The 19,942-nt window shown below is 68.4% G+C and carries 22 protein-coding genes; 9 read left to right on the top strand and 13 right to left on the bottom strand.

All coding sequences use genetic code 11. The annotated features are described in order from the left end of the window. The first annotated feature begins 49 nt into the window (after nt 1-49). Nucleotides 50-1,441, top strand: a complete 1,392-nt coding sequence (locus ACSFBL_RS02185; protein WP_435514096.1) for an acyclic terpene utilization AtuA family protein — start codon at nt 50-52, stop codon at nt 1,439-1,441. Next, a complete protein-coding gene (locus ACSFBL_RS02180) occupies nt 1,434-1,742 on the top strand; it encodes a DUF4387 domain-containing protein (RefSeq protein WP_435514095.1) in 309 nt (102 codons plus the stop codon). The genes ACSFBL_RS02185 and ACSFBL_RS02180 overlap by 8 nt, the downstream gene beginning before the upstream one ends. A gap of 78 nt (nt 1,743-1,820) precedes the next feature. On the opposite strand, the gene ACSFBL_RS02175 is transcribed toward ACSFBL_RS02180, so the two are convergent. Further along, complete coding sequence (locus ACSFBL_RS02175; RefSeq protein WP_435514094.1) at nt 1,821-2,873, bottom strand: methyltransferase; 1,053 nt, start codon at nt 2,871-2,873, stop codon at nt 1,821-1,823. Nucleotides 2,874-2,909: 36 nt separating this feature from the next. Beyond that, nucleotides 2,910-3,890, bottom strand: coding sequence for a Bug family tripartite tricarboxylate transporter substrate binding protein (locus tag ACSFBL_RS02170; RefSeq protein WP_435514093.1), 981 nt, complete (start codon nt 3,888-3,890; stop codon nt 2,910-2,912). Nucleotides 3,891-4,017: 127 nt separating this feature from the next. Between ACSFBL_RS02170 and ACSFBL_RS02165 the strand changes: the two genes are divergently transcribed. Then, on the top strand, nt 4,018-5,016 hold the full coding sequence (locus ACSFBL_RS02165) for a LysR family transcriptional regulator (protein WP_435514092.1): 999 nt from the start codon (nt 4,018-4,020) through the stop codon (nt 5,014-5,016). 70 nt (nt 5,017-5,086) lie between these two features. Here the strand turns inward: ACSFBL_RS02165 and ACSFBL_RS02160 are convergent, their stop codons facing one another. From ACSFBL_RS02160 to ccmA, 9 genes are read right to left on the bottom strand one after another with little or no spacing between them, the layout of a single operon-like run. After that, complete coding sequence (locus ACSFBL_RS02160; RefSeq protein ID WP_435514091.1) at nt 5,087-5,644, bottom strand: lipocalin family protein; 558 nt, start codon at nt 5,642-5,644, stop codon at nt 5,087-5,089. A 24-nt stretch (nt 5,645-5,668) separates the two neighbouring features. Continuing rightward, nucleotides 5,669-6,727, bottom strand: a complete 1,059-nt coding sequence (locus tag ACSFBL_RS02155) for a cytochrome c-type biogenesis protein CcmH (RefSeq protein ID WP_435514090.1) — start codon at nt 6,725-6,727, stop codon at nt 5,669-5,671. Next, nucleotides 6,720-7,244: a DsbE family thiol:disulfide interchange protein gene (locus ACSFBL_RS02150; RefSeq protein ID WP_435514089.1), complete on the bottom strand. Its 525-nt coding sequence runs from the start codon at nt 7,242-7,244 to the stop codon at nt 6,720-6,722. Before ACSFBL_RS02150 ends, ACSFBL_RS02155 begins: the two co-directional genes overlap by 8 nt. Continuing rightward, nucleotides 7,241-9,259: a heme lyase CcmF/NrfE family subunit gene (locus ACSFBL_RS02145; protein WP_435514088.1), complete on the bottom strand. Its 2,019-nt coding sequence runs from the start codon at nt 9,257-9,259 to the stop codon at nt 7,241-7,243. The genes ACSFBL_RS02150 and ACSFBL_RS02145 overlap by 4 nt, the downstream gene beginning before the upstream one ends. Then, nucleotides 9,256-9,705, bottom strand: coding sequence for a cytochrome c maturation protein CcmE (ccmE, locus tag ACSFBL_RS02140; RefSeq protein WP_435514087.1), 450 nt, complete (start codon nt 9,703-9,705; stop codon nt 9,256-9,258). Before ccmE ends, ACSFBL_RS02145 begins: the two co-directional genes overlap by 4 nt. Further along, entirely contained in the window at nt 9,702-9,854 is a 153-nt protein-coding gene (ccmD, locus tag ACSFBL_RS02135; RefSeq protein WP_435514086.1) for a heme exporter protein CcmD, read from the bottom strand. Before ccmD ends, ccmE begins: the two co-directional genes overlap by 4 nt. After that, the gene (ccmC, locus tag ACSFBL_RS02130) at nt 9,851-10,627 is read right to left on the bottom strand and encodes a heme ABC transporter permease CcmC (RefSeq protein WP_435514085.1); all 777 of its coding nucleotides are present in this window, start codon (nt 10,625-10,627) and stop codon (nt 9,851-9,853) included. Before ccmC ends, ccmD begins: the two co-directional genes overlap by 4 nt. A gap of 14 nt (nt 10,628-10,641) precedes the next feature. Further along, a complete protein-coding gene (gene ccmB, locus ACSFBL_RS02125; RefSeq protein WP_435514084.1) occupies nt 10,642-11,355 on the bottom strand; it encodes a heme exporter protein CcmB in 714 nt (237 codons plus the stop codon). Further along, a complete protein-coding gene (gene ccmA, locus ACSFBL_RS02120; RefSeq protein ID WP_435514083.1) occupies nt 11,352-12,002 on the bottom strand; it encodes a cytochrome c biogenesis heme-transporting ATPase CcmA in 651 nt (216 codons plus the stop codon). Before ccmA ends, ccmB begins: the two co-directional genes overlap by 4 nt. A 37-nt stretch (nt 12,003-12,039) precedes the next feature. On the opposite strand from ccmA, the gene ACSFBL_RS02115 reads away from it, so the two are divergent. The 5 genes from ACSFBL_RS02115 (at nt 12,040) to ACSFBL_RS02095 (ending at nt 16,487) form a co-directional block, all read left to right on the top strand. After that, complete coding sequence (locus tag ACSFBL_RS02115) at nt 12,040-13,608, top strand: phytoene desaturase (protein ID WP_435514082.1); 1,569 nt, start codon at nt 12,040-12,042, stop codon at nt 13,606-13,608. 43 nt (nt 13,609-13,651) lie between these two features. After that, on the top strand, nt 13,652-14,683 hold the full coding sequence (locus ACSFBL_RS02110; RefSeq protein ID WP_435514081.1) for a phytoene/squalene synthase family protein: 1,032 nt from the start codon (nt 13,652-13,654) through the stop codon (nt 14,681-14,683). A gap of 132 nt (nt 14,684-14,815) precedes the next feature. Next, nucleotides 14,816-15,412 carry a DUF2878 domain-containing protein gene (locus ACSFBL_RS02105; protein ID WP_435514080.1) on the top strand — a complete coding sequence of 199 codons (597 nt, stop codon included), beginning with the start codon at nt 14,816-14,818 and terminating at the stop codon, nt 15,410-15,412. 2 nt (nt 15,413-15,414) lie between these two features. After that, nucleotides 15,415-16,047, top strand: coding sequence for a DUF6134 family protein (locus tag ACSFBL_RS02100; protein ID WP_435514517.1), 633 nt, complete (start codon nt 15,415-15,417; stop codon nt 16,045-16,047). Between the two features lie 5 nt (nt 16,048-16,052). Beyond that, the gene (locus ACSFBL_RS02095) at nt 16,053-16,487 is read left to right on the top strand and encodes a DUF2177 family protein (RefSeq protein WP_435514079.1); all 435 of its coding nucleotides are present in this window, start codon (nt 16,053-16,055) and stop codon (nt 16,485-16,487) included. A 25-nt stretch (nt 16,488-16,512) separates the two neighbouring features. Here the strand turns inward: ACSFBL_RS02095 and ACSFBL_RS02090 are convergent, their stop codons facing one another. Further along, a complete protein-coding gene (locus ACSFBL_RS02090) occupies nt 16,513-17,226 on the bottom strand; it encodes a carotenoid 1,2-hydratase (RefSeq protein WP_435514078.1) in 714 nt (237 codons plus the stop codon). A 167-nt stretch (nt 17,227-17,393) separates the two neighbouring features. Beyond that, entirely contained in the window at nt 17,394-18,932 is a 1,539-nt protein-coding gene (gene crtD, locus ACSFBL_RS02085) for a 1-hydroxycarotenoid 3,4-desaturase CrtD (protein WP_435514077.1), read from the bottom strand. 127 nt (nt 18,933-19,059) lie between these two features. Between crtD and ACSFBL_RS02080 the strand changes: the two genes are divergently transcribed. Further along, complete coding sequence (locus ACSFBL_RS02080; RefSeq protein WP_435514076.1) at nt 19,060-19,941, top strand: polyprenyl synthetase family protein; 882 nt, start codon at nt 19,060-19,062, stop codon at nt 19,939-19,941. Nucleotide 19,942 lies beyond the last annotated feature (1 nt).

Genomic DNA, 19,942 nt, shown 5'->3' with positions numbered 1-19,942 from the left:
GATGCGCAAGAAGGCGCCGCCAGAACCACCGGCGTGGCAAGGAGGCCGCATGACTGAACGGCTTCAGGACACCGTCAACGTGCTGGTACCGACCGGTGCGCTCGGCGCGGGCGTGCGCGAATCGGACGTCGCCGCCGGCCTGGCCGCCGGGGCGCACGCGATCGCCTGCGACGCCGGCTCGACCGACAGCGGACCCGCGTACCTGGCCACCGGCCGCGCCAAGTACTCCCGCGATGCCGTCAAGACCGATCTGGCGATCCTCATGCGCGCGCAGGCCCGGTCCGGCCTGCCGTTGCTGGTCGGGTCGTGCGGCACTTCGGGTTGCGACGCGGCGCTCGACTGGACGCGCGACATCGCCCTCGAAATCGCGCGGGAAAACGGCCTGCATCCGCGCATTGCCCTGTTGTATTCGGAGCAACAGCCCTCGCTGATGAGGGAGAGGGCCGAGGCCGGTCGCGTCGAGCCGCTGCCGCCCATGACGAGCACCGGGGCCGAACTCTTCGGCCGCTGCGAGCATATCGTTGCGCTGATGGGGCCCGAACCCTACATGGCGGCGCTGCAAGCCGGCGCCGACATCGTGCTCGGTGGCCGCACGACCGACACCGCCGTGCTCGCCGCGCTGCCGTTGCTGCGCGGCGCGGGTACGGGCCCGGCCTGGCATGCCGGCAAGATCGCCGAGTGCGGTGGCCTTTGCACCGTCAGCTCGCGCGACGGTGGCGTGATGATCCGCATCGGCAAGGATGCCTTCGAGGTCGAACCGCTCGGCACCTCGAATCGATGCACGCCGCAAACCGTGTCAGCGCACATGCTGTACGAGAACAGCGACCCGTTCGAACTGGTCGAACCGGGCGGCGTGCTCGACGTGACGAATGCGCGCTACACAGCGGTCGATGACCGCGTCGTGCGTGTCACCGGCTCGCGCTTCACGCCGAGACCCTACACGATGAAGCTGGAGGGCGCGTCCACCGGTGCCTTCCAGACCCTCATGCTGATCGGCATCCAGGATCGCAAGGTGCTCGCTGAACTGGATCGATTCGTCGACCAGATGCACGAGCAGCTGGTGCGGCGCGTCGACGACACGATGGGTGCGCGCGCAGGCCATTTCGATATCTCGCTGCGCACCTACGGCTGGAATGCCGTGTCGGGCCTGCCGATGGGTCCGGGCACGCCTTCACCGCGCGAAGTCGGCCTGCTCTTCGTCGCGACCGCGGCCACGCAGGAACTCGCGACGCAGGTCGCGAAGACCTGCAATCCGCTCTTCTTCCACATGCCGCTCGATCGCGAGCAGCCCTTGCCGAGCTATGCGTTCCCGTTCTCCCCCGCCGAGATCGAGCGCGGTGCGGTGTACGAGTTCATGCTCAACCACGTGGTGCATGTGGAACATCCCCTTGAACTGGTGCGGACCGAGTTCGTCGATGCGGGAGAACTGCAACATGCCTAAGCTCAGCGAAGTCTGTCGCCACGTGCGCTCCAAGAACGCCGGGCCGTTCTGGATCACGGTGGATCTGTCGTTCCCGGACCGCGAGACCTTCGACCGCTATGCCGAGGCCGTGGCGCTTCGTCCTGCCTCCATCGGTGCGCTGTTCGATGTCGACCCGACCCAGGTCAAGCGCTTTCTGGTACCGGATCTGTCTGTCGTGAAGATTTCCTATCCACGGCGGCACCCACAGGGTGGCGCGTTGGAGCGCGACATGCACGGGGGCCAGCAATACATCCGATTGCTGGATGTGGAACTGGATTAGGTGCTTCGCACTGCGGTCGAAACCAGCGATCGCAGCCGCGATACGCTGAGCATCCTTGACTGCAATGGCTCGCGCTTTCTACGCTGCCACGGCTTCGAGCGCGCTATACCCATTGCTCAGCTCGACGCATCCCGCGTGGCGCAGGCCTGCGAGGCGAAGCAAGTTCCGAAACTGGTCCTGCGTACGCTCACGGCCACCGGTCCCAATCAGCATGTTCAGATCAGATCGCGCAATGCCCTGATCGTGAGGCGAGACGGTGATTCGATCCGACAAGATCCTCTCGATCACCAGAAGCCTTGCGTGAGGACCCATGACACTTCGGCAGTTGCCAAGGATGTCTGCGCAACGGTCGTCGTCCCAGTCGTGCAGAACGCTTTTGAGCAGATAGATGTCCGCGCCAGTCGGCATGCTGTCGAAGAAGCTTCCAGCCACCACCTCGCAGCGATCGGCCACGCCAGTCTCCGCAAGCCGGGCACGGGCACCGGCCACCGCATGGGAAAGGTCGAACAGGACGCCGCGCAATTGCGGATGGGCGCCAAGCACGGCCGCGAGAAGCTCTCCGAATCCGCCGCCCACATCGACGACGCGCCAGGCACTGGAGAAATCGATGGATTGCACCACTGCCGCGGCGACAGAAGCGGTCAGCGACACCATGGCACGATGGAACAGAAGGGCGGCGTCGTGATCCTCCTGCAGGTGATCGAAACCGTCAGCGCCCCGGTGCCGCTTGCGTACGCTTTCGCCTGTGCGCACGCACTCGGCCAACTGGCCCCAGCCCGTCCATGAGCTCGTACCGCAGAACTGAGCCCATGCGGCGAGCGAGCCCGGCACCTCGGGCTGCAGCAGCTCGCCGAGTTCCGTCAGTGCGAAACGCCCGTCGTCGAGTTCCGCCACCACGCCCAGGCTCGCCAGCGCACGCAGCAAGCGCAGCAGCGAAGGCGGGTGGCATGAGGTGTTGTCCGCCAGCTCGTGCAGCGGTCGCGGTCCGTCGCACAGCCATTCGGCGAGGTGAAGCTGCGCGGCCACCGAGATCGCCTGTGTCGTCCAGTTGGCGTTGATCAACGCGAGCAGGCGCGATCGTTCATATCCGGACTCGGATTTGGTGAGCGTCGTTGTAGCGGTCAGCGTCATGGGATGCCCCCCTGGTTGCGCAACAGGCCTGCCCGGCTATTCGAGCTTGATACCGCCGTCGCGGATGAGCTTGCCCCACTTGGCATGTTCTGTCCGGATCGATGCGGCGAACACGTCCGGCGCATCCGCTCCGGGTTCCGCACCGACTTCTGCGAACCATGCACGCGCCTCGGGGGTCGTGAGGATGCCGTACATCTCCCGGTACAGCCTGTCGACGATCGCCTTCGGCGTGGCTGCGGGCACCGCCACGCCGACCCAACCCTCGAACTCGTAGCCCGGCACACCGGCCTCGGCCATCGTCGGCACATCGGGAAGCGACGGGACGCGCCGGGTTCCCGTCACCGCCAGCGGGCGCAAGAGTCCGGCCTTCACCTGCGGCAACTGAACGGTCAATCCCTCGATCGAGTAGGTGATGTGGCCGGCGATCAGATCGCTCACCGCCTGGCCTCCGCCTTTGTAGGGCACATGCACGGTATCGATACCTGCCATGCGCTTGAACAGCTCGCCGGCCAGATAGGGGGGCGTGCCGATGCCAGGTGAGCCAAAACTCAGCGTCCCCGGTTTCTTTCTGGCAAGTTGAACCAGCTCGGCGACCGTGTTCGCAGGTACATCCGGATGCACCGCGAGGAGCAAGGGAGCGACGCCAAGGTGCGTGATGGGCGTGAAGTCTGCCAGCGGGTCATAGCCTGGGCGGCTGTACAGGTGCGGGTTGACCGTCATCGTTCCCGTGTGAATGATCGTCAGCGTGTAGCCGTCCGGCGCACTGTGCGCACCGGCCTCCGTGCCGATGTTGCCGCCAGCGCCGGGCTTGTTCTCCACGATGACGCGTTGACCCAGCGCCGGCGCCAGTCGATCGGCCAGCCAGCGCGCGCGAATGTCGATCACGCCGCCGGGTCCTCCCGGCACGATGATGTGGATGGGCTGCCTGGCCGGCCACGGTGGGTCGTCTGCCGCCGCTGCGAAGACATGAAGGCTCGCTGCGAGGGTGGCTGCGAACAGCCTGATGAATTTGGTCACTTCGGACCTCCTGACGCACAAGGTGGCGCTGGACCACTCTAGGGAAGAAACGCCTCCCGTGAAATACTCTTGCGTGCGTAGCTGGTTGCAACCGTTGGTTCAAGCGCGCAGGGAAGAGGGGCAGATCATGGACAAGCTTCGCGCATTGCAGTGCTTCATGAGCGCTGCTGTCGAGAAGAGCTTCTCGGGGGCGGCAAGGGAACTCGGCGTGAGTGTTCCCGCCGTCGCCAAGATGGTGTCTGCGCTGGAATCGAACCTGGGCATTCGTTTGTTCGAACGCACCACCCGCGGAGTGACACTGACTGCCGGCGGCGACAAATACTTTCGATCCTGTGCCCCGGCCGTGGCCGCCCTCGATGAGGCCGAAGACCAGGCACGGTCATCGGCGACGCGCGTGAGAGGCACGCTGGTGGTCGGCGTGCAGCACGTCATCGCCCGCGGCTGCCTGACAGCGGCGCTGCCGCGCTTTCATGCGCGTCATCCCGACATCGCGCTCGACGTTCGAGACTTCAGGCGCGCTGCAGAGGAGGACATGGACGGCCTCGACATCATGCTTGCCTTGGGTTGGCCGAAGACGCCAAACCTTGTGCGAAGGCCGATTGCAGCGGGACGATTCATCGTTGTGGCATCCCCGGCCTATTGGGCCGCGAGGGGTAGGCCCCAACGACCGAAGGACCTTGAGCAGCACGAGTGCCTGCCGATCCGTGCCATCAATGGGACGGTGCTGGACCTTTGGACGTTCACCCGCGGTTCCGAGGAGGAATCGGTCACGGCCAAGGGTTGGCTGACGACCGCCAATGCACACCGTGACATGGTGATCGACCTGGCGCTCGCAGGACACGGTGTCGTGCGTCTTCTGGACTGGACCAATCCGGAAGAACTCGCCGCGGGTTCTCTGGTTCGGGTTCTGTCCGATTGGGAATCGTCAGAGGCAATTCCCGTCAATCTGATCTACAGCCCGAGCGTACGCCGCACGGCACGCGCCCGCGCGTTCATCGAATTCGTCATCGAGATATTCCAGGAACTGGAACATGTTCGCGGCGCCGGGCCAGTGCCGGGATCGGAGCAACCACCATGGTGGCGACGTCACTACGAGAGTTCCTCCGAGAGCGCGGTGCGCTCTTGATGGTGGCCTCGCGGCATCCGGGCGGCAATTCGAGTTCGAGGTCCAGATCCCGCAAGTCGCGAATCACAGGCTAGCGGTCGCGCGCCGGCCAATTCTGCGGGACGCGCCTCAAGCCATCGGTCGCGTATCCCAGATCTCGCAACCGGCGCACCGCTCCGGTGTAGTCCGAGTCGGTGATGTGCGGCGAACGCGCCATGATCCATGCGTAGTCTCGATCGCTGCGGCCGATGATGGTCAGACCGTAGTCATCGGAAAGGTAGACGATCACGTACTCGGCTTCGACCGGCCAGATGAACTGCATGCCCCACACCGAGTTGGCGGTTCCGGGCCGAACGCGGCCGATGGGCCGCAAGGTCTTGACTGGCGCGTCGAAACTGCCGTTGCGGTATTGGAAGGTGGTCTGGATGGACCCGTCGGGTCGCAGGGCATAGGACTCGAGTGCGTTGAAGGCGTCGCGCTCGAACCGCGTCGGGATATGTGCAATGACGTACCAATCGCCCATGAAGCGATCCAGATCGACTTGCGGAACTGCGGGAATGGTCGGAGGCGAATGCGCACAGCCCGGGAGCGCCGTCGCCAACAGAAGCACCGCCAGACCTGCCGTAGAACTCCAGATCCATTGACTCATTGCGTTCTCCCGGAAGTTTCGCGGCTAGCGCCCGGACGCGGTGCGGGCGGAATTGAGATTGGCGTCCATGCTGTCTGCAAACGCCCCGGGTGCCGTCAGTTGCCGCGCCTTCGACCAGTAGGCCGTTGCTTCATCGACAGCGTGGCGATCCATCGCATCGCTGCCTGCCAGCGCCAACGCCTTGAGGTTGTCGGGATCGATTTCCAGTGCGCGCGCGATCAGGCTCGCGGCCTTGGCACCCGATCGCCGGCCGTTCAGCATCGTGAGCACGTCGGCGCTGTCCGCGAGCAACTGGGCGTCGTCCGGCTGCAACGCCAGCGCGCGCTCGAAGGCACGGCTCGCGTTTTCGAAGCGGCCCGTTGCGGCATACGAGCGCGCGAGCATCGCCCAGCCTGCGGCGTCGACCGAGCCGGCGCGCTGCTGTTCCATGCGAGCCGCCATGCCGTCGAGCATCGCTTCCGCTTCCAGGGCCTGCGCCGATTCCGCGGGCGCAGCGCTCGCCGCCTGTTCCGGCGCCGCTGCGAGAGCGTCCAGGTTGCCCAGACGGGCGTAGACGCCGATGCTGAAGACGGCAACACCCGCGCTGAGCCATGCGACGGCGCTTCGGGAGAGGTGCGGGAGCGGGTCGGCTGGATCGAACTTCGCTTGCGCGGCCACTTCGACTTCGCCGTCGCGCGATGCACCCGGCGCGCGCCGGCGCCGCCCGACGGCAATGAAGCACAGCGTCGCGCCCAGCAGCGCGAAGGGACCGAGCCAGAGAAGGAGCGTACGCGCCTCGAATGCGGGCCGGAAGCGCACGAATTCGCCGTAGCGATCGACCATGAAGTCGAGGATCTGCGCGCGCGATTGGCCCTCTTCGAGCATGCGTGCGATCTGCGCGCGCAGGTCCGCGGCCAATGCGGACTGCGAGGCCGCGATGGTCTCGTTCTGGCAGACGAGGCAGCGCAGTTCCCCGGCGATCTCCATGACGCTCGCCTCCAGGACGGGATTCGGTGCGAGCGGCAGGGCTTCTTCGCCGTGCGCGGTGTTAAATCCCCAGGCCGCGAGGGCCAGGATGCAGGCGGCAACGGTGAGCCTAGCCATCGAGCTTCTTCACCAGCGGCACGATCGTGTCGTGCAGCAGTTCGGGCGTGAGCGGTCCGATGACCTTGTGACGGATCACGCCCTGCCTGTCGATCACGAAGGTCTCGGGCACGCCGTAGACGCCATAGTCGATCCCCACCAGCCCGTCGCGATCGGACAGCGATGCCACATAGGGATTGCCGAAGCGTTCGAGCCACCCCTGCGCATCGGCCGGCTTGTCCTTGTAGTTGAGCCCGTAGATCGGCACGATGCCGGTGCCGGCCATCTCGCGCACCAGCGGATGCTCCAGCCGGCACGCGACGCACCAGGAGGCCCAGACATTCAGGACCCAGACCTGTCCGCGCAAGTCGCGCGCCGACAGCGTCCGTCCGGGGGCGTCCAGCACCGGCAGGTTGAAGGCCGGCGCGGGCTTTCCGATCAGCGGAGAGGGAACCTCGCGCGGGTGCAGCCTCAGTCCGGCGGCCATGAAGGCCACCAGCACGCCGAACACGACGAGAGGCGCTGCGTAGCGTTTCACGGCTGCGGGACCTCCCGTGTCATTGCCGGGGCGGTCTGCTGCTGCGGGGCCACGGCCGTGTCCGTCTCCGCGACGCTGCGGCGCACCGGGGCGCGGCGAACGCGATCCCGGATCGAGAGCAGGCCACCGAGCGCCATCATCAGGCAGCCGCCCCAGATCCAGCCGACGAAGGGCTTGTAGTACACGCGCACGCTCCATGCGACCGGGCCGAGCGGCTCGCCGAGCGTCGCGTAGAGGTCGCGCGTGAACCGTCGATCGATCGCGGTCTCGGTCATCGGCGTGCGCGTCGCGAGGTAGAGGCGCCTCTCCGGCAAGAGGACCGTCAAGGGCTGGCCGTCACGCTGGACGGCCAGCGTCCCGCGGGCGGCCATGTAGTTGGGCCCCTTGCGTTCGTGGACGCCCTCGAAGCGGATGCGATAGCGGCCCAGCGTCAGGATGTCGCCGGGTGCCATGCGGACATCCCGCTCGACCGAATAGCCCCCCACGATCGTGACGCCGACGATGAAGACGGCGACCCCGAAATGGGCGAGCAGCATGCCGTAGTAGCTCGCAGATTGCGCCGCGACACGCGCCGTCCAGCGACTCGCCGGATGGCTTCGAAGACGGTGCAGCAGGTTCAGCACGCAGGTGCCGGCGATCCAGGCGGCGAGCAGGAGGCCGAAGGCGACCATCGGCGTCCAGCGACCGAGTGCCAGCGGCACGACGACCGCGCTCGCCACGCTCACGCACAGCGCCCAGCGCAGCCGCCTCGCCAGGTCGATGGTGCGGGCGTGACGCCATCGCGCCATCGGCCCCACGCCCATGAGGAAGAGCGCCGGCGCCATCAGCGGGACGAACACCGCTTCGAAATACGGCGGCCCGACCGAGAGCTTGCCGAGGCCCAGCGCGTCGATGATGAGCGGATAGAGCGTGCCGAGCATGACCGCGGCACAGGACACGAGCAGCAGCACGTTGTTGGCCAGCAGCATCGATTCGCGCGACACGGCCTCGAAGCTGGCGCCCCGCCCCGCCTGGGGCGCGCGCCACGCGAACAGCGCCAGCGACCCGCCGGTCACCAGCGCGAGAAAGCAGAGGATGAACACCCCGCGCCGCGGGTCGGCCGCGAAGGCATGGACCGAGCTCAGCACCCCCGAGCGGACCAGGAAGGTGCCCAGCAGCGAGAGCGAGAAGGTGACGATCGCGAGCAGCGCGGTCCAGGCCCGGAACGCGCCGCGCTTGTGCGTCACGGCGAGTGAATGGATCAGCGCCGTGCCCGCGAGCCAGGGCATCAGCGACGCGTTCTCGACCGGGTCCCAGAACCACCAGCCGCCCCAGCCGAGTTCGTAGTAGGCCCAGAAGCTTCCAAGGGCGATGCCGCAGGTGAGGAAGCACCAGGCTGCGGTCGTCCACGGCCGTGAGGCACGCGCCCAGGCAGTGTCCAGGCGCCCGGTCAGCAGGGCAGTGACCGCGAAGGCGAAGGCCACCACGAAGCCGACGTAGCCCATGTAGAGCATCGGTGGATGGATCACCATGCCCGGGTCCTGCAACAAGGGCGTCAGGTCCTGTCCCTCGGCGGCGGCCGGCAGCAGGCGCTCGAACGGGTTGGAGGTGAACAGCGTGAAGAGCAGGAAGCCGCTGCTGACCAGGCCGATCACGCCGAGCGTGCGCGAGACGATGAGGACGTCGAGGCCGCGCGAGAAGACCGAGAGCGCCAGGGTCCAGCCCGCGAGGATCAGCGTCCACAGCAGGATCGAGCCCTCGTGGCCGCCCCACACCGCGGTGATGCGGTAGACCAGGGGCAGCATCGAATTCGAATGCCGTGCGACATACAGCACCGAAAAGTCGTTCGCGACGAAGGACTGCGTGAGCCCGGCGTAGGCGATCGCGACCAGGACGAACTGGGCGCGTGCCGCAGGTCGCGCGAGCGCCAGCCACCCGCCTGCGCCCGGCGTCGCGTTCGCCCACGCCGCGCCCGATTGCACCAGGGCCACGGCGAGCGCCAGCACGAGCGCGAAATGCGCGAGTTCGGGGATCATGGCTCCGGTCCCTGGATCGGTCCACGCCGGGCCTTCGACAGCGCCTCGGCCGCCTCTGGTGGCATGTAGTTCTCGTCATGCTTGGCCAGCACCTGGTCGGCGCGGAACACGCCGTCGGCGCCCAGCCGGCCTTGCGCCACGACGCCCTTGCCTTCGCGAAACAGGTCGGGGAGCAGGCCCGTGTAGACGACGGGGACCTTGCGCGCCAGGTCCGTCACGATAAAGTGCACTGTCAGGTTCTCGGGTGCCCGGTGCACGCTGCCAGGCTCGACCAGTCCGCCGAGGCGAAAGCCGCGTTCGAGCGGTGCCTGTTGCGCGGCGACCTGCGAGGGGCTGAAGAAGAAAACCAGGTTGCTCCGGAACGCGTGGAGCACCAGCGCACTCGCGATGCCGAGCGCCAGCACGCCGGCAAGGAGGGCGAGGCCGCGGCGTGCCCTGGCTTTCACGGGCGCTCCCTGCGCAGCAGCCTGCGGCGGCGCGCGCCCAGCGCGCCGATCTCGACGGCGACGGCCAGCGCCGTCATGCCGAAGGCGCCCCAGACATAGAGGCCGTAGCCGCCCATGGCGAGGAAGCGCGCCGCGTCGTCCCAGTTCATGACGCCTCCAGGATGCGCCGCACCCACGCCGCATCGCGCTCGCGTTCGAGCAGCAGCGTTCGCAGGCGCACCAGCGTGATAGCGATGCAGTACATCCAGACCGCCAGCACCATCACCAGCATCGCTGCGAGCATGGCCGTCGCCATGCTGGGCGACTTCGACAGGCTGATGGATGCGCCCTGGTGCAGGGTGTTCCACCACTTCACCGAGAAATAGATGATCGGCACGTTGATCACCCCGACCAGCGCCAGCACGGCGGCGGCCCGATCGGCGCGCCGCGCGTCGTCGATGGCGCCGTGCAGCGAGATGAAGCCGAGGTAGAGAAATAGCAGGATCAGCTCCGACGTGAGCCGCGCGTCCCAAACCCACCATGTGCCCCAGGTCGGCTGGCCCCACAGTGCGCCCGTCCACAGCGCGAGAAAGGTCATGAGCGCACCGGTCGGCGCCAGCGCGAGCGCGAGCATCGAGGCGAGCCGGGCATTGAAGGCCAGCCCGATGCCCGCCCAGAAGGCCATCGCGACGTAGATCACCATCGACATCCACGCCACGGGCACGTGGACGAAGATGATGCGGTAGGCCTCGCCCTGCTGCGCGTCGGTGGGTGCGATGCCGAGACCCATGGCGAGCCCGGTCACCACCAGCGCGGCGGCGAGCCATGCGCAGATTCGCGCGATCCGGCCTGCGAGCGGATAGAAGCGCTGTGGCGCCGCGTAGGCGAACCAGTGAATGGAGGCGGCCTGTCGCGACAGGGGTGACGTGGAGATGAGGGCCATGGTGCCTCCGGGGCTCATTCGAATGCGATGCGCAGCGCCGCGCCGGCTGCCAGTGGCGCGCCCGCCAGGGCCAGCACCAGCAGGGCGCCCAGCAACGAAAAGTGCGCCGACACGTCGGCCCCCGCGGTGCTCGCGTCCACCGCGCCCGCACCGAAGATGAGCACGGGCGCCAGCAGCGGCAACACCAGCAGCGACAGCAGCACGCCCGCGCCGCGCAGGCCGACGGTGAGGGCGGCACCGATCGCACCGACGAGGCTCAGTACCGGCGTTCCGATCAGCAGCGTGGCGGCGAGCACGGCGATCGTTTCGGGCCGCAGGCCGAACTGCAACGCAAGCACCGGGGAGACCAGGGCCAGCGGCAGGCCCGTGCAGAGCCAATGGACCACCGCCTTGCCGAGCACCAGCAGCGCGAGCGGCGTCGCCGACAGCAGCATCTGGTCGAGCGTGCCGTCCTGCAGGTCATCTGCGAACAACCGCGCCAGCGACAGCATCGATGCCAGCAACGCCGCCACCCAGACCACGCCCGGCGCCATGCGGCGAAGCAGTTCGGGCTCGGGGCCGACGGCCAGCGGAAACAGGCTGGCGACCATCACGAAGAAAAACAGCACGGCGGCATGGTCGGCGGGCCGCCGCAGCGCGAGGCGCAGGTCGCGCAGGACGACGCAGCGCAAGCCGCGCAGCAACCCGGTCTCCTGGGGCGCGGCGATGCGCAGCGCGAGCGTGCTCATGACGCGACCTCGCCGAGCGCGAGGTTCACCCGTGCCATCGCCGGCGGCAGTGCCGGCAGCAGCTGGTGGTCCGTCAGCAGCACGAGACCGCCGCGGCCCACGTGCGTGGTGACGAGGTGAAAAAGCCATCCGCAGGCGATGCCGTCGAGCGCCTCGAAGGGTTCGTCCAGCACCCACAGTGCGGCGTCGCCGCAGACCGCCAGCCGCGACAGGGCGACGCGCTTGCGCTGGCCTTGCGACAGGCTGCGAACGGGCATGCGTTGTTCATGGTGTGACAACCCCGCGCCGCTCAACGCGACGACCGTCTGGTCGCCGCCCGGGTTCGCGCCGGCGAGCCGTGCGGCAGCCAGCAGGTTCTCGATGGCGCTCAGGTCCTCCTTCAGCCCCGCTGAATGGCCGAGGTAGGCGAGCTCGCGATGGAATTCCTCGCGCAGCGCGCCGATGCGCCGGCCGCGCCACAGCACCTCGCCGCAGGTCGGCCGCAACAGCCCGCAGACCATCCGCAGCAGGCTGGTCTTGCCCGAACCGTTCGCGCCGGTCACGCGCACGAGCCGGCCAAGCGGCAGCCGGAGATTCAATCCGCTGAACAGCGCACGGCCGCCGCGCATGCAGCCGAGGTCACGGAGTTCCAGTGCCGGATCGTCCATGTTGTCAATTTAACCTGACACATCTACTATGCGCAATATGTTGACAGTCTCAGTGGGGGCATCCCCGCACCTGCCGGTGGCTTCGCGCGCGGCCAGCACGCCCGCGACCCGCCCGCGGGCGATCGTGATCGGCAGCGGATTCGGCGGGCTGGCGGCCGCGATTCGGCTCGGTGCGCGCGGGTACCGCGTGACCGTGCTTGAAAAGCTCGATGCGCCGGGCGGGCGCGCCTACGTGTACCGGCAGGACGGTTTCACCTTCGACGCCGGGCCCACCGTCATCACCGCGCCTTTCCTGTTCGAGGAGCTGTGGGCCCTGTGCGGCCGTCGCATGGCGGACGACGTCGAGCTGCGGCCGGTCTCGCCGTTCTATCGCATCCGCTTCGACGATGGCACGACCTTCGACTACTCCGGCGACGCCGCGGCGATGCGGGCGGAAGTGGCGCGCCTCGCGCCCGCCGATGTCGCCGGTTACGAGCGCTTCCTCGCGGCCAGCGAAGCCATCTACAAGGTGGGCTTCGAGCAACTGGGCCATGTGCCCTTCAGTTCGTGGGGCGACATGGCGCGCGCGCTGCCCGACCTGATCAGGCTCGAGGGTTATCGCACCGTCCATTCGCTCGCCTGCAAGCATGTGCGCGATCCGCGACTGCGCGTGGTGCTCACCTTCCAGTCCCTGCTGGTCGGGGGCAACCCCTTTGCAACGACGTCGGTCTACTGCCTCATCGCGTTCCTCGAGCGGCGCTGGGGCGTGCACTTTGCCATGGGTGGCACGGGCAGCCTGGTGAAGGGCCTCGTGAAGCTGATCGAGGGGCAGGGCGGCAGCGTGCGGTGCAACCAGGGGGTGGCGCAGATCGAAGTGAGCCACGGCGCGGCCACCGGCGTGCGGCTCGACAGCGGCGAGACCCTGCGCTCCGACATCGTGGTCTCCAACGCCGATTCGGCATCGACTTACCGCCATCTGGTGGCGCCGGAGCACCGCAGGCGCTGGACGAACCGCCGCATCGATAAGGCGCGCTATTCGATGAGCCTGTTCGTGTGGTACTTCGGCACGCGCCGAAGGTATCCGGACGTGGCGCATCACACCATCGCGCTCGGGCCGCGCTACCGCGGACTGCTCGGCGACATCTTCGACCGCAAGCGGCTCGCGGAGGACTTCAGCCTCTACCTGCATCGGCCGACCGCGACCGATCCGTCGCTCGCACCGCCGGGTTGCGATGCCTTCTACGTCCTGTCGCCCGTGCCGCACCTGCAGAGTGGCACCGACTGGCGGAGCATGGCCGAGTCCTACCGGCAGGCCATTCAGGAGAAGCTGCAGGCCACGCTGCTCCCGGATCTCGACAGCCATATCGCCACCTCGCGCATGCTCACGCCCCTGGATTTCCAGGATCGCCTGTCCTCGTTTCGCGGCGCCGCCTTCGGCCTCGAGCCGGTGCTTCGGCAGAGCGCGTGGTTCCGTCCGCACAACCGCAGCGAAGACATCGACCGCCTGTACCTCGTCGGCGCGGGCACCCATCCTGGCGCCGGCCTGCCCGGCGTTCTCTCATCGGCTCGCATCCTGGATTCGGTGGTGCCTCATGCAGATGCCCTCACTTCCCGTCGCGCTTCCTGAACCGGCGCGCGCTCGGACTCGCAGGCCGCTGGACCCGGCGGACATGGCCGCGTGTCGCGACGCATTGCGACAGGGGTCGCGCACCTTCCTGGCCGCCTCCCTGATGCTGCCGCGCGAGGTGCGAGACGCGGCCTGTGCGCTCTATGCGTTCTGCCGCATGGCCGACGACGCGGTGGACTGCGGGCACGGCGCAAGCGCCGCGGTCGCGATGCTGCGTGGGCGGCTCGCCTGCGCCTACGACGGCACGCCGGACGCCGCGGCGCCGTCGATGCCGGTCGACCGTGCGCTGGCCGCCGTCGCTGCACGTTTCGACATCCCGCGCGCGCTGCCCGAAGCCCTGCTCGAAGGCTTCGCCTGGGATGCCGAGTGCCGGCACTACGACAGCTTCGAAGAGCTCTGCGACTACGCCGCGCGCGTCGCCGGCTCGGTCGGCGCGATGATGGCCCTCCTGATGGGCGTACGTTCTGCCGACGTCGTCGCGCGGGCCTGCGACCTCGGCGTGGCCATGCAGTTGTCGAACATCGCGCGCGACGTGGGCGAGGACGCGGCCCTGGGGCGGCTTTATCTGCCGCGCGACTGGATGCGCGAAGCGGGCCTCGATCCCGACGCATGGCTGGCGCAGGCGGTCCACACGCCCGCACTGGGCTCGGTGGTCGCAAGGTTGCTGCGGGCCGCGGACGTGCTCTACCGGCGCGTCGGTGCGGGCGTGGCGCAACTGCCGGTGACCTGCCGCCCCGGCATCAACGCGGCGCGCTTCCTGTATGCGGACATCGGCCGCGCGGTGCGCCTGTCCGGCTTCGACGGAGTGGGCCGGCGTGCCGTCGTGCCGCCGATGCGAAAGGCATGGTCGCTGCTGCGCGCGGGCCTCGTGCTGTGGCCGCGCGGGGCATCGCAGCGCTGGCCCGTTCTGCCTTCGAACGCCTTTCTCGTGGAGGCGGTGGTGGCTGCCGCCGGCACGGAATCCGCGCCCGTTGGCCGGGGACCCGCCGAACGCCTGCTGTGGGCGCTTGAACTGCTCGAGAGGCTCGATCGCCGGCAAGCGCTCGAGCCGCTGCATCCCGCCGCGCGGGCCTGACCCCTAGGGTTTCCACTCAGAATCCACGCACGCCGCCAGCGTCGTATACGAAGCACAGGCCGAGGCCGCCCAGTCGGGCACGCCGCATCCGCGTCCTGGGTCTTCGATCGAAGTCATTGGAAGGACGTGCCGGTGGACTCCACGTTTCGGCTTGCCGCTGGCGGGCCCACGCGCGCGACGGTGGTTGCGAACGTGGCCGTGTTCCAGGCCACCTGGTTTTCCGCCATCTTCGCAGCGGCGCATTGCATCCCGGCCTGGGGCATTCTGTGCGTCCTCTGCGCGGTCGCGTGGCACGTCGGATTGGCGCGGAGGTCGGCGAGGGAGGCGATGCTGGTGGGTATAGCCTGCCTGATCGGATTCGCGCTCGAAACCATGAACATCGCGCTCGGCCACGTGAGTTTTCCTTCCTGCGGAGCAGGCGATGCAAGGCTCGCGCCGGCTTGGCTCGTCGCCATGTGGGGACTCTTCGCGATCTGTCTCAATGTGTCGCTGCGATGGCTCAGGGGGCGTTGGTGGCTGGCCGCCGCGTTGGGCGCGGTGGGTGGCCCGCTCTCGTTCGCCTCCGGTGTCAAGCTGGGCGCGGCCCATTTTGTCGACGCTGTCCCGGCACTGTTGACGATCGCGGCGTCCTGGTGCGTGGCATTGCCGCTGCTGGTCTGGCTGTCGATGCGGTTCGACGGCGTGAGCCACATCGAAGCGCGAAATCGAGCGGCGAGAGGAACATCGTGAGCATGAGGACCAACGGGCTGCCTTGGGTCGTCGCGACGGCCGTGTGGTGCGCGGCGCCAGCCGTCGCGGCGGACTGGCGCTTTCGCGTCCTGCTCGACGGCGAGGCGATTGGCGAACACAGCTTCAGCGTCAGCACCACGGGTGACGAGCGCAAGGTCGTGAGCGAGGCGGATTTCGTGGTCAGGCTGCTCGGTGTTCCGGTTTATCGCTACCGGCACAGCGCCTCGGAGTCGTGGCGCGGCAATTGCCTCGCGCAGCTGGTCTCCTTCACTGACGACGACGGCAAGATCTCACGCGTGCGCGCCCAGGCGGGGAAGGACGGACGTCTCGACGTGACGGTCGGCAGCACGACGCGCTCCCTTCCCGCGTGCACGATGACCTTCGCCTACTGGAACCCGGCCTTGCGTCAGCAGACGAGACTTCTCAACGCCCAGACGGGCGAGGAGGAGCGCGTGCAGATTCGTCCGCTCGGCGATTCGACACTGGAGGTGCGGGGCGAGCCGGTCGCGGCGCAGCAGTGGCGCATCAGCGGGCCCAGTGCACCGCTGGACCTCTGGTATTCGGCTCAGGGAGACTGGATCGGCCTCGACTCCGCCGTGGCCGGCGGCCGAAAGCTCAGCTATCGCCTGAAATGAACGCCATGACGATCCGCCAGCTCATCGTTGCCTATCTCGCCTCGGCGCTCAGCCTCCTGGCGCTCGACGCCGTCTGGCTGACACTCATGGCCGACAGGCTTTACCGCCCCGCCATCGGGCACCTGATGGCGGAGCGCTTCTCGCTCGTGCCGGCGCTGGTTTTCTATGCGGTCTACATCGCAGGCGTCGTGGGGTTCGCGGTGGCTCCCGGCCTGGCCGCGCGGCGATGGACGGTCGCCCTCGGGCGGGGTGCATTCCTGGGCCTGATGGCCTACGGCACCTACGACCTGACCAACCAGGCGACCCTGCTTCGTTGGCCCTGGCTAGTGACCTTCGCCGATCTCGCCTGGGGCGCCTTCCTCACTGCGGTCGCCGCAGCGGTGGGAGCCCGCGTGGCGATGGCATGGGGCAGGAACCCTTCCGAGCGTCGCCCGGGATGAGCACGCTTCGCGAGATCGACTTGCCCTAGTTGCGGCGGGGCATACGGAACGGCAGCATCCACTGGCACCACGGCGTCACGAAGCGGTCCATGGACAGGCTTTCGTGCACGCCTGTCATCGGTTCACCGAACAGCCTCGTCGCGAACAGGCTGCGCACATAGAAAGGCGCATCCTCGAGCGTGCGTCGCACGACGGGTGTCACGCCGGAATCGCAGCGCGTGCGGCGTTCGATGCGCCAGGCGCTGGGCGGCATCGGCACGCACGCCGGCAGATCGCGGCAGCGCTCGGAGCTGCCGGAGGGGTCGAAGCGAAAGGCGAGCGCGAGTGGCGCCTCGCCGTGGCGTTCGACGTCGTAGAGCACCACCGTGCTTCCGTCGGCCGCGGTCGCGCGCGACCAGTCCCATCGGACGAAGTCCGCCTCCAGCGGCACGTCGCCCGCATTCGAATCGAAGTAGCCCGCACCTCGCCACACGAGCGCTGGCTCGCTGAGCGAGACCTCGACGCGCGCGCACGGCGCGATCGGGCGCCAGTGATGCCTGCCCGAAGGATCCAGCGAGAACTCGGTGTGCGTGAGCGCGAGCGGATGGAGGCGCACCTGTCCGCGCAGGCGCGAAGGGAAGGGCACGCACATTTCGTCGATGTCGATGATCAGGGCATCGGCGTCCCATCGCATCGCGCTCGGCCCGATGCGCAGCGAAGCGTTGTCGCGCTGCACTGATCGACGGCTGCGTTCGGTCATGGCCCATCGATGGCTGCCACGTTCGCCGTAGAGTGCGACGTTGAGGGCGCAATGGTCCAACGGATCGGCGTCGCCGTGGGCGTAACGCCGCCGTGCGCGCGCGTAGTAGGGCGAGAAGACGCTGCCGATGAAGCCGATGATCGTGAGCCCGTAGCGTCCGTCATCGCTCAGCGCATCGACATACCACCATGCATACCCGCCAGGGGCGACCGCCGCTTCAAATCGCGGTCCGCCATGACGCTCGCCGCAGCCAGCCGGCCCGAGAGCGCGGCCATCGGAACGCCCGGGCCCGGATGCGTGCTGCCGCCCGCCAGGTAGAGGCCCGGCAGCCGGGTGCGCGACCCCGGCCGGCTGAACGCCGCCGCCCAGCCGTGCGAGGCCGGCCCGTAGAGCGCCCCGCCCGTGCCCGGGAACATCTGCTCGAACTGGTGCGGTGTCGTGATCCGCGTTTGCGCGGGGCTGGACGCCACCTGGAGGCCGCAGCGCGCCAGCCGCTCGAAGGTCTTCGCTTGGCATGAGTCGATCTCCTTGCGGTCGAAAGGTCTCGCGTCGCCCGAGGCCGGCGCGTTCACGATGCAGAGCAGGCGTTCCGGACCGCTGATCGCGTCGGCGTCCCGGTCGTCGCGGTCCTGCGCGCACACGTAGACCGTCGGCTCGGCGGGCGTACGGTCCCGCGCGAAGATGTCCTCGAACTCGGCGGCATAGTCGCGCGAGAAGAAAACCGTGTGCCGCAGGAGCGGGAAGCCCCGCGTCTCGCCCAGGAGGTTGAAGGTCACGGCCGACAGCGATCGGCCGGCGTGCGGTCTCGCGGGCAGTGCCGCGGCGGCGGGGCTGCCGAGCAGGCCGCGTTCGAGGGCTGCGACATCGGCGTTGACCACGACCGTCGAGGCATCGACGAATTCGCCGTCGGCCAGCCGCACGCCGCTCGTGTGTCCGTCCGCGCTCACGATCTCGGCGACATGCGTGCCATAGCGAATACTCGCGCCCCGCGCGGCGGCCTGCTGCGCCATCACGATGGCGATGCGATGCATGCCGCCTTCGACCAGCCACACACCGTCCTGCTCGACATGGGCGATCAGTGCCAGGGTCGCGGGCGCTTGCCAGGGCGAGGACCCGCAGTAGGTCGCGTAGCGGCCGAAGAGCTGGCGCAGCCGCGGGTCGCGGAAATACTTGCCGAGTTCTTTCCAGAGCGTCGTGAAAGGCGAGATGCCTGCGAGCGCCGGCAGGCCGCGCAGGCCGGCGCGGGAGGCGAGCGACAGCGGCGTCGGCCGTGCGCTGCGCAGGAAAGGTGCCTCCAGCGTCGTGTAGATCTGCCGCGCCCGTTCGCAGAAGCTCCGAAAGCCGGTCACGGCGTCGACCCCCGCGAAGCGGCCGATGGCGTCGCAACTGCGCTCGATGTCGGCATAGAGATCGAGTCGCGCCTCTTCGTCCCACGCGTGGCGGGCCAGTACCTCCGCCTTGCGCAGCACGACGTGGTCTTCCAGTCGCGTGCCGGCCTGCGCCATCAACTCATCGAAGACCCAGCGCATCGTGAAGACAGTGGGACCGGCGTCCATCGGGAGGTCGTCGATCCAGACCTGCCGCATCTTGCCGCCCGGCTGCTGGGCCCGCTCGAGCACGATCACTTCGACACCACGCGAAGACAGGTCCAGCGCGGCGGCCAGCCCTCCGATGCCAGCGCCGACTACGACGACGCGGCCGCGCATGGCGCGAACTCCTCGAAGACTGCGGGTTGACGCTGCCTGGGCATGTGTCTATTCTAGATGACACATACGAGTGACAATGATAAATTACACACCCGCGGACACAGACCGACCTGGAAAGGCGAGACCCATGAAACCATTGAACCGCATCGAGCACGCACTGGCCATGGCCATTTCGACCGGGGAGTCGCCCGGCTGTCCGCCCAAGCTCGCCGGGGCGATACGGCACGCCGTGTTTCCGGGGGGCGCGCGCGTGCGGCCACGGCTGTGCCTGGCGGTGGCGCTTGCCTGCGGCGACGACGATCCTGATCTTTCGAGCGCGACAGCGACCGCGATCGAGTTGCTGCATTGCGCCTCGCTGGTCCACGACGACATGCCGTGCTTCGACAACGCCGCCACCCGGCGCGGGCGGGCCTCCGTGCAGTACGCGTACGGCGAAAGCCTCGCGGTGCTGGCCGGCGACGCGCTGATCATCCTGGCGTTCCAGACGCTGAGTGCCGGCGCGGCGCGCTCGCCGTGGCGCCTCGCGGCACTGCTCGCCCTGGTGGCGGGCAGTGTCGGCATGCCCTTCGGCGCCGTGGCGGGGCAGGCGTGGGAATGCGAACCGCGCATCAACCTGCGGGACTACCAGCGCGCGAAGACCGGTGCGCTGTTTGCCGCAGCCACGATGGGCGGCGCCCAGGCCGCGGGCCGCGACCCCGAGGCCTGGCGCGCTTTCGGCGATTGGCTGGGCGAGGCCTACCAGGCCGCGGACGATATTCGCGACGTGATCGGCGATCCGCGGGTGCTGGGCAAGCCGGTGGGACGCGACGCGGCGCTGCTGCGACCGAATGCCGCGACCGAGTTGGGCCTCGAAGGCGCGATCGCCTACTTTGACGAGCTCGTGGACCGCGCCATCGAGGCGGTGCCTGAGTGTCCGGGCGCCGACGACTTGCGCGCCCTCGTGCACGGTGAGGCCGGACGCCTCGTGCCCCGTGCGTCCGAGCCGGCCCCGCAACGGGTAGCGGCCTGAG

Origin of the sequence: Variovorax glacialis, from assembly GCF_051216375.1 — a bacterium.
GTDB lineage: Bacteria > Pseudomonadota > Gammaproteobacteria > Burkholderiales > Burkholderiaceae_C > Variovorax.
This window is presented reverse-complemented; position numbering and strand designations above follow the sequence as displayed.

What these genes read in the sequence shown, in the direction of transcription:
- ACSFBL_RS02185 (WP_435514096.1), top strand. Translation starts at nt 50, where the DNA reads ATGACTGAACGGCTTCAGGACACCGTCAACGTGCTGGTACCGACCGGT.
- ACSFBL_RS02180 (WP_435514095.1), top strand. Translation starts at nt 1,434, where the DNA reads ATGCCTAAGCTCAGCGAAGTCTGTCGCCACGTGCGCTCCAAGAACGCC.
- ACSFBL_RS02175 (WP_435514094.1), bottom strand. Translation starts at nt 2,873, where the DNA reads ATGACGCTGACCGCTACAACGACGCTCACCAAATCCGAGTCCGGATAT.
- ACSFBL_RS02165 (WP_435514092.1), top strand. Translation starts at nt 4,018, where the DNA reads ATGGACAAGCTTCGCGCATTGCAGTGCTTCATGAGCGCTGCTGTCGAG.
- ACSFBL_RS02160 (WP_435514091.1), bottom strand. Translation starts at nt 5,644, where the DNA reads ATGAGTCAATGGATCTGGAGTTCTACGGCAGGTCTGGCGGTGCTTCTG.
- ACSFBL_RS02155 (WP_435514090.1), bottom strand. Translation starts at nt 6,727, where the DNA reads ATGGCTAGGCTCACCGTTGCCGCCTGCATCCTGGCCCTCGCGGCCTGG.
- ACSFBL_RS02145 (WP_435514088.1), bottom strand. Translation starts at nt 9,259, where the DNA reads ATGATCCCCGAACTCGCGCATTTCGCGCTCGTGCTGGCGCTCGCCGTG.
- ccmD (WP_435514086.1), bottom strand. Translation starts at nt 9,854, where the DNA reads ATGAACTGGGACGACGCGGCGCGCTTCCTCGCCATGGGCGGCTACGGC.
- ccmC (WP_435514085.1), bottom strand. Translation starts at nt 10,627, where the DNA reads ATGGCCCTCATCTCCACGTCACCCCTGTCGCGACAGGCCGCCTCCATT.
- ccmB (WP_435514084.1), bottom strand. Translation starts at nt 11,355, where the DNA reads ATGAGCACGCTCGCGCTGCGCATCGCCGCGCCCCAGGAGACCGGGTTG.
- ccmA (WP_435514083.1), bottom strand. Translation starts at nt 12,002, where the DNA reads ATGGACGATCCGGCACTGGAACTCCGTGACCTCGGCTGCATGCGCGGC.
- ACSFBL_RS02115 (WP_435514082.1), top strand. Translation starts at nt 12,040, where the DNA reads ATGTTGACAGTCTCAGTGGGGGCATCCCCGCACCTGCCGGTGGCTTCG.
- ACSFBL_RS02110 (WP_435514081.1), top strand. Translation starts at nt 13,652, where the DNA reads ATGGCCGCGTGTCGCGACGCATTGCGACAGGGGTCGCGCACCTTCCTG.
- ACSFBL_RS02100 (WP_435514517.1), top strand. Translation starts at nt 15,415, where the DNA reads ATGAGGACCAACGGGCTGCCTTGGGTCGTCGCGACGGCCGTGTGGTGC.
- ACSFBL_RS02095 (WP_435514079.1), top strand. Translation starts at nt 16,053, where the DNA reads ATGACGATCCGCCAGCTCATCGTTGCCTATCTCGCCTCGGCGCTCAGC.
- ACSFBL_RS02090 (WP_435514078.1), bottom strand. Translation starts at nt 17,226, where the DNA reads ATGACCGAACGCAGCCGTCGATCAGTGCAGCGCGACAACGCTTCGCTG.
- crtD (WP_435514077.1), bottom strand. Translation starts at nt 18,932, where the DNA reads ATGCGCGGCCGCGTCGTCGTAGTCGGCGCTGGCATCGGAGGGCTGGCC.
- ACSFBL_RS02080 (WP_435514076.1), top strand. Translation starts at nt 19,060, where the DNA reads ATGAAACCATTGAACCGCATCGAGCACGCACTGGCCATGGCCATTTCG.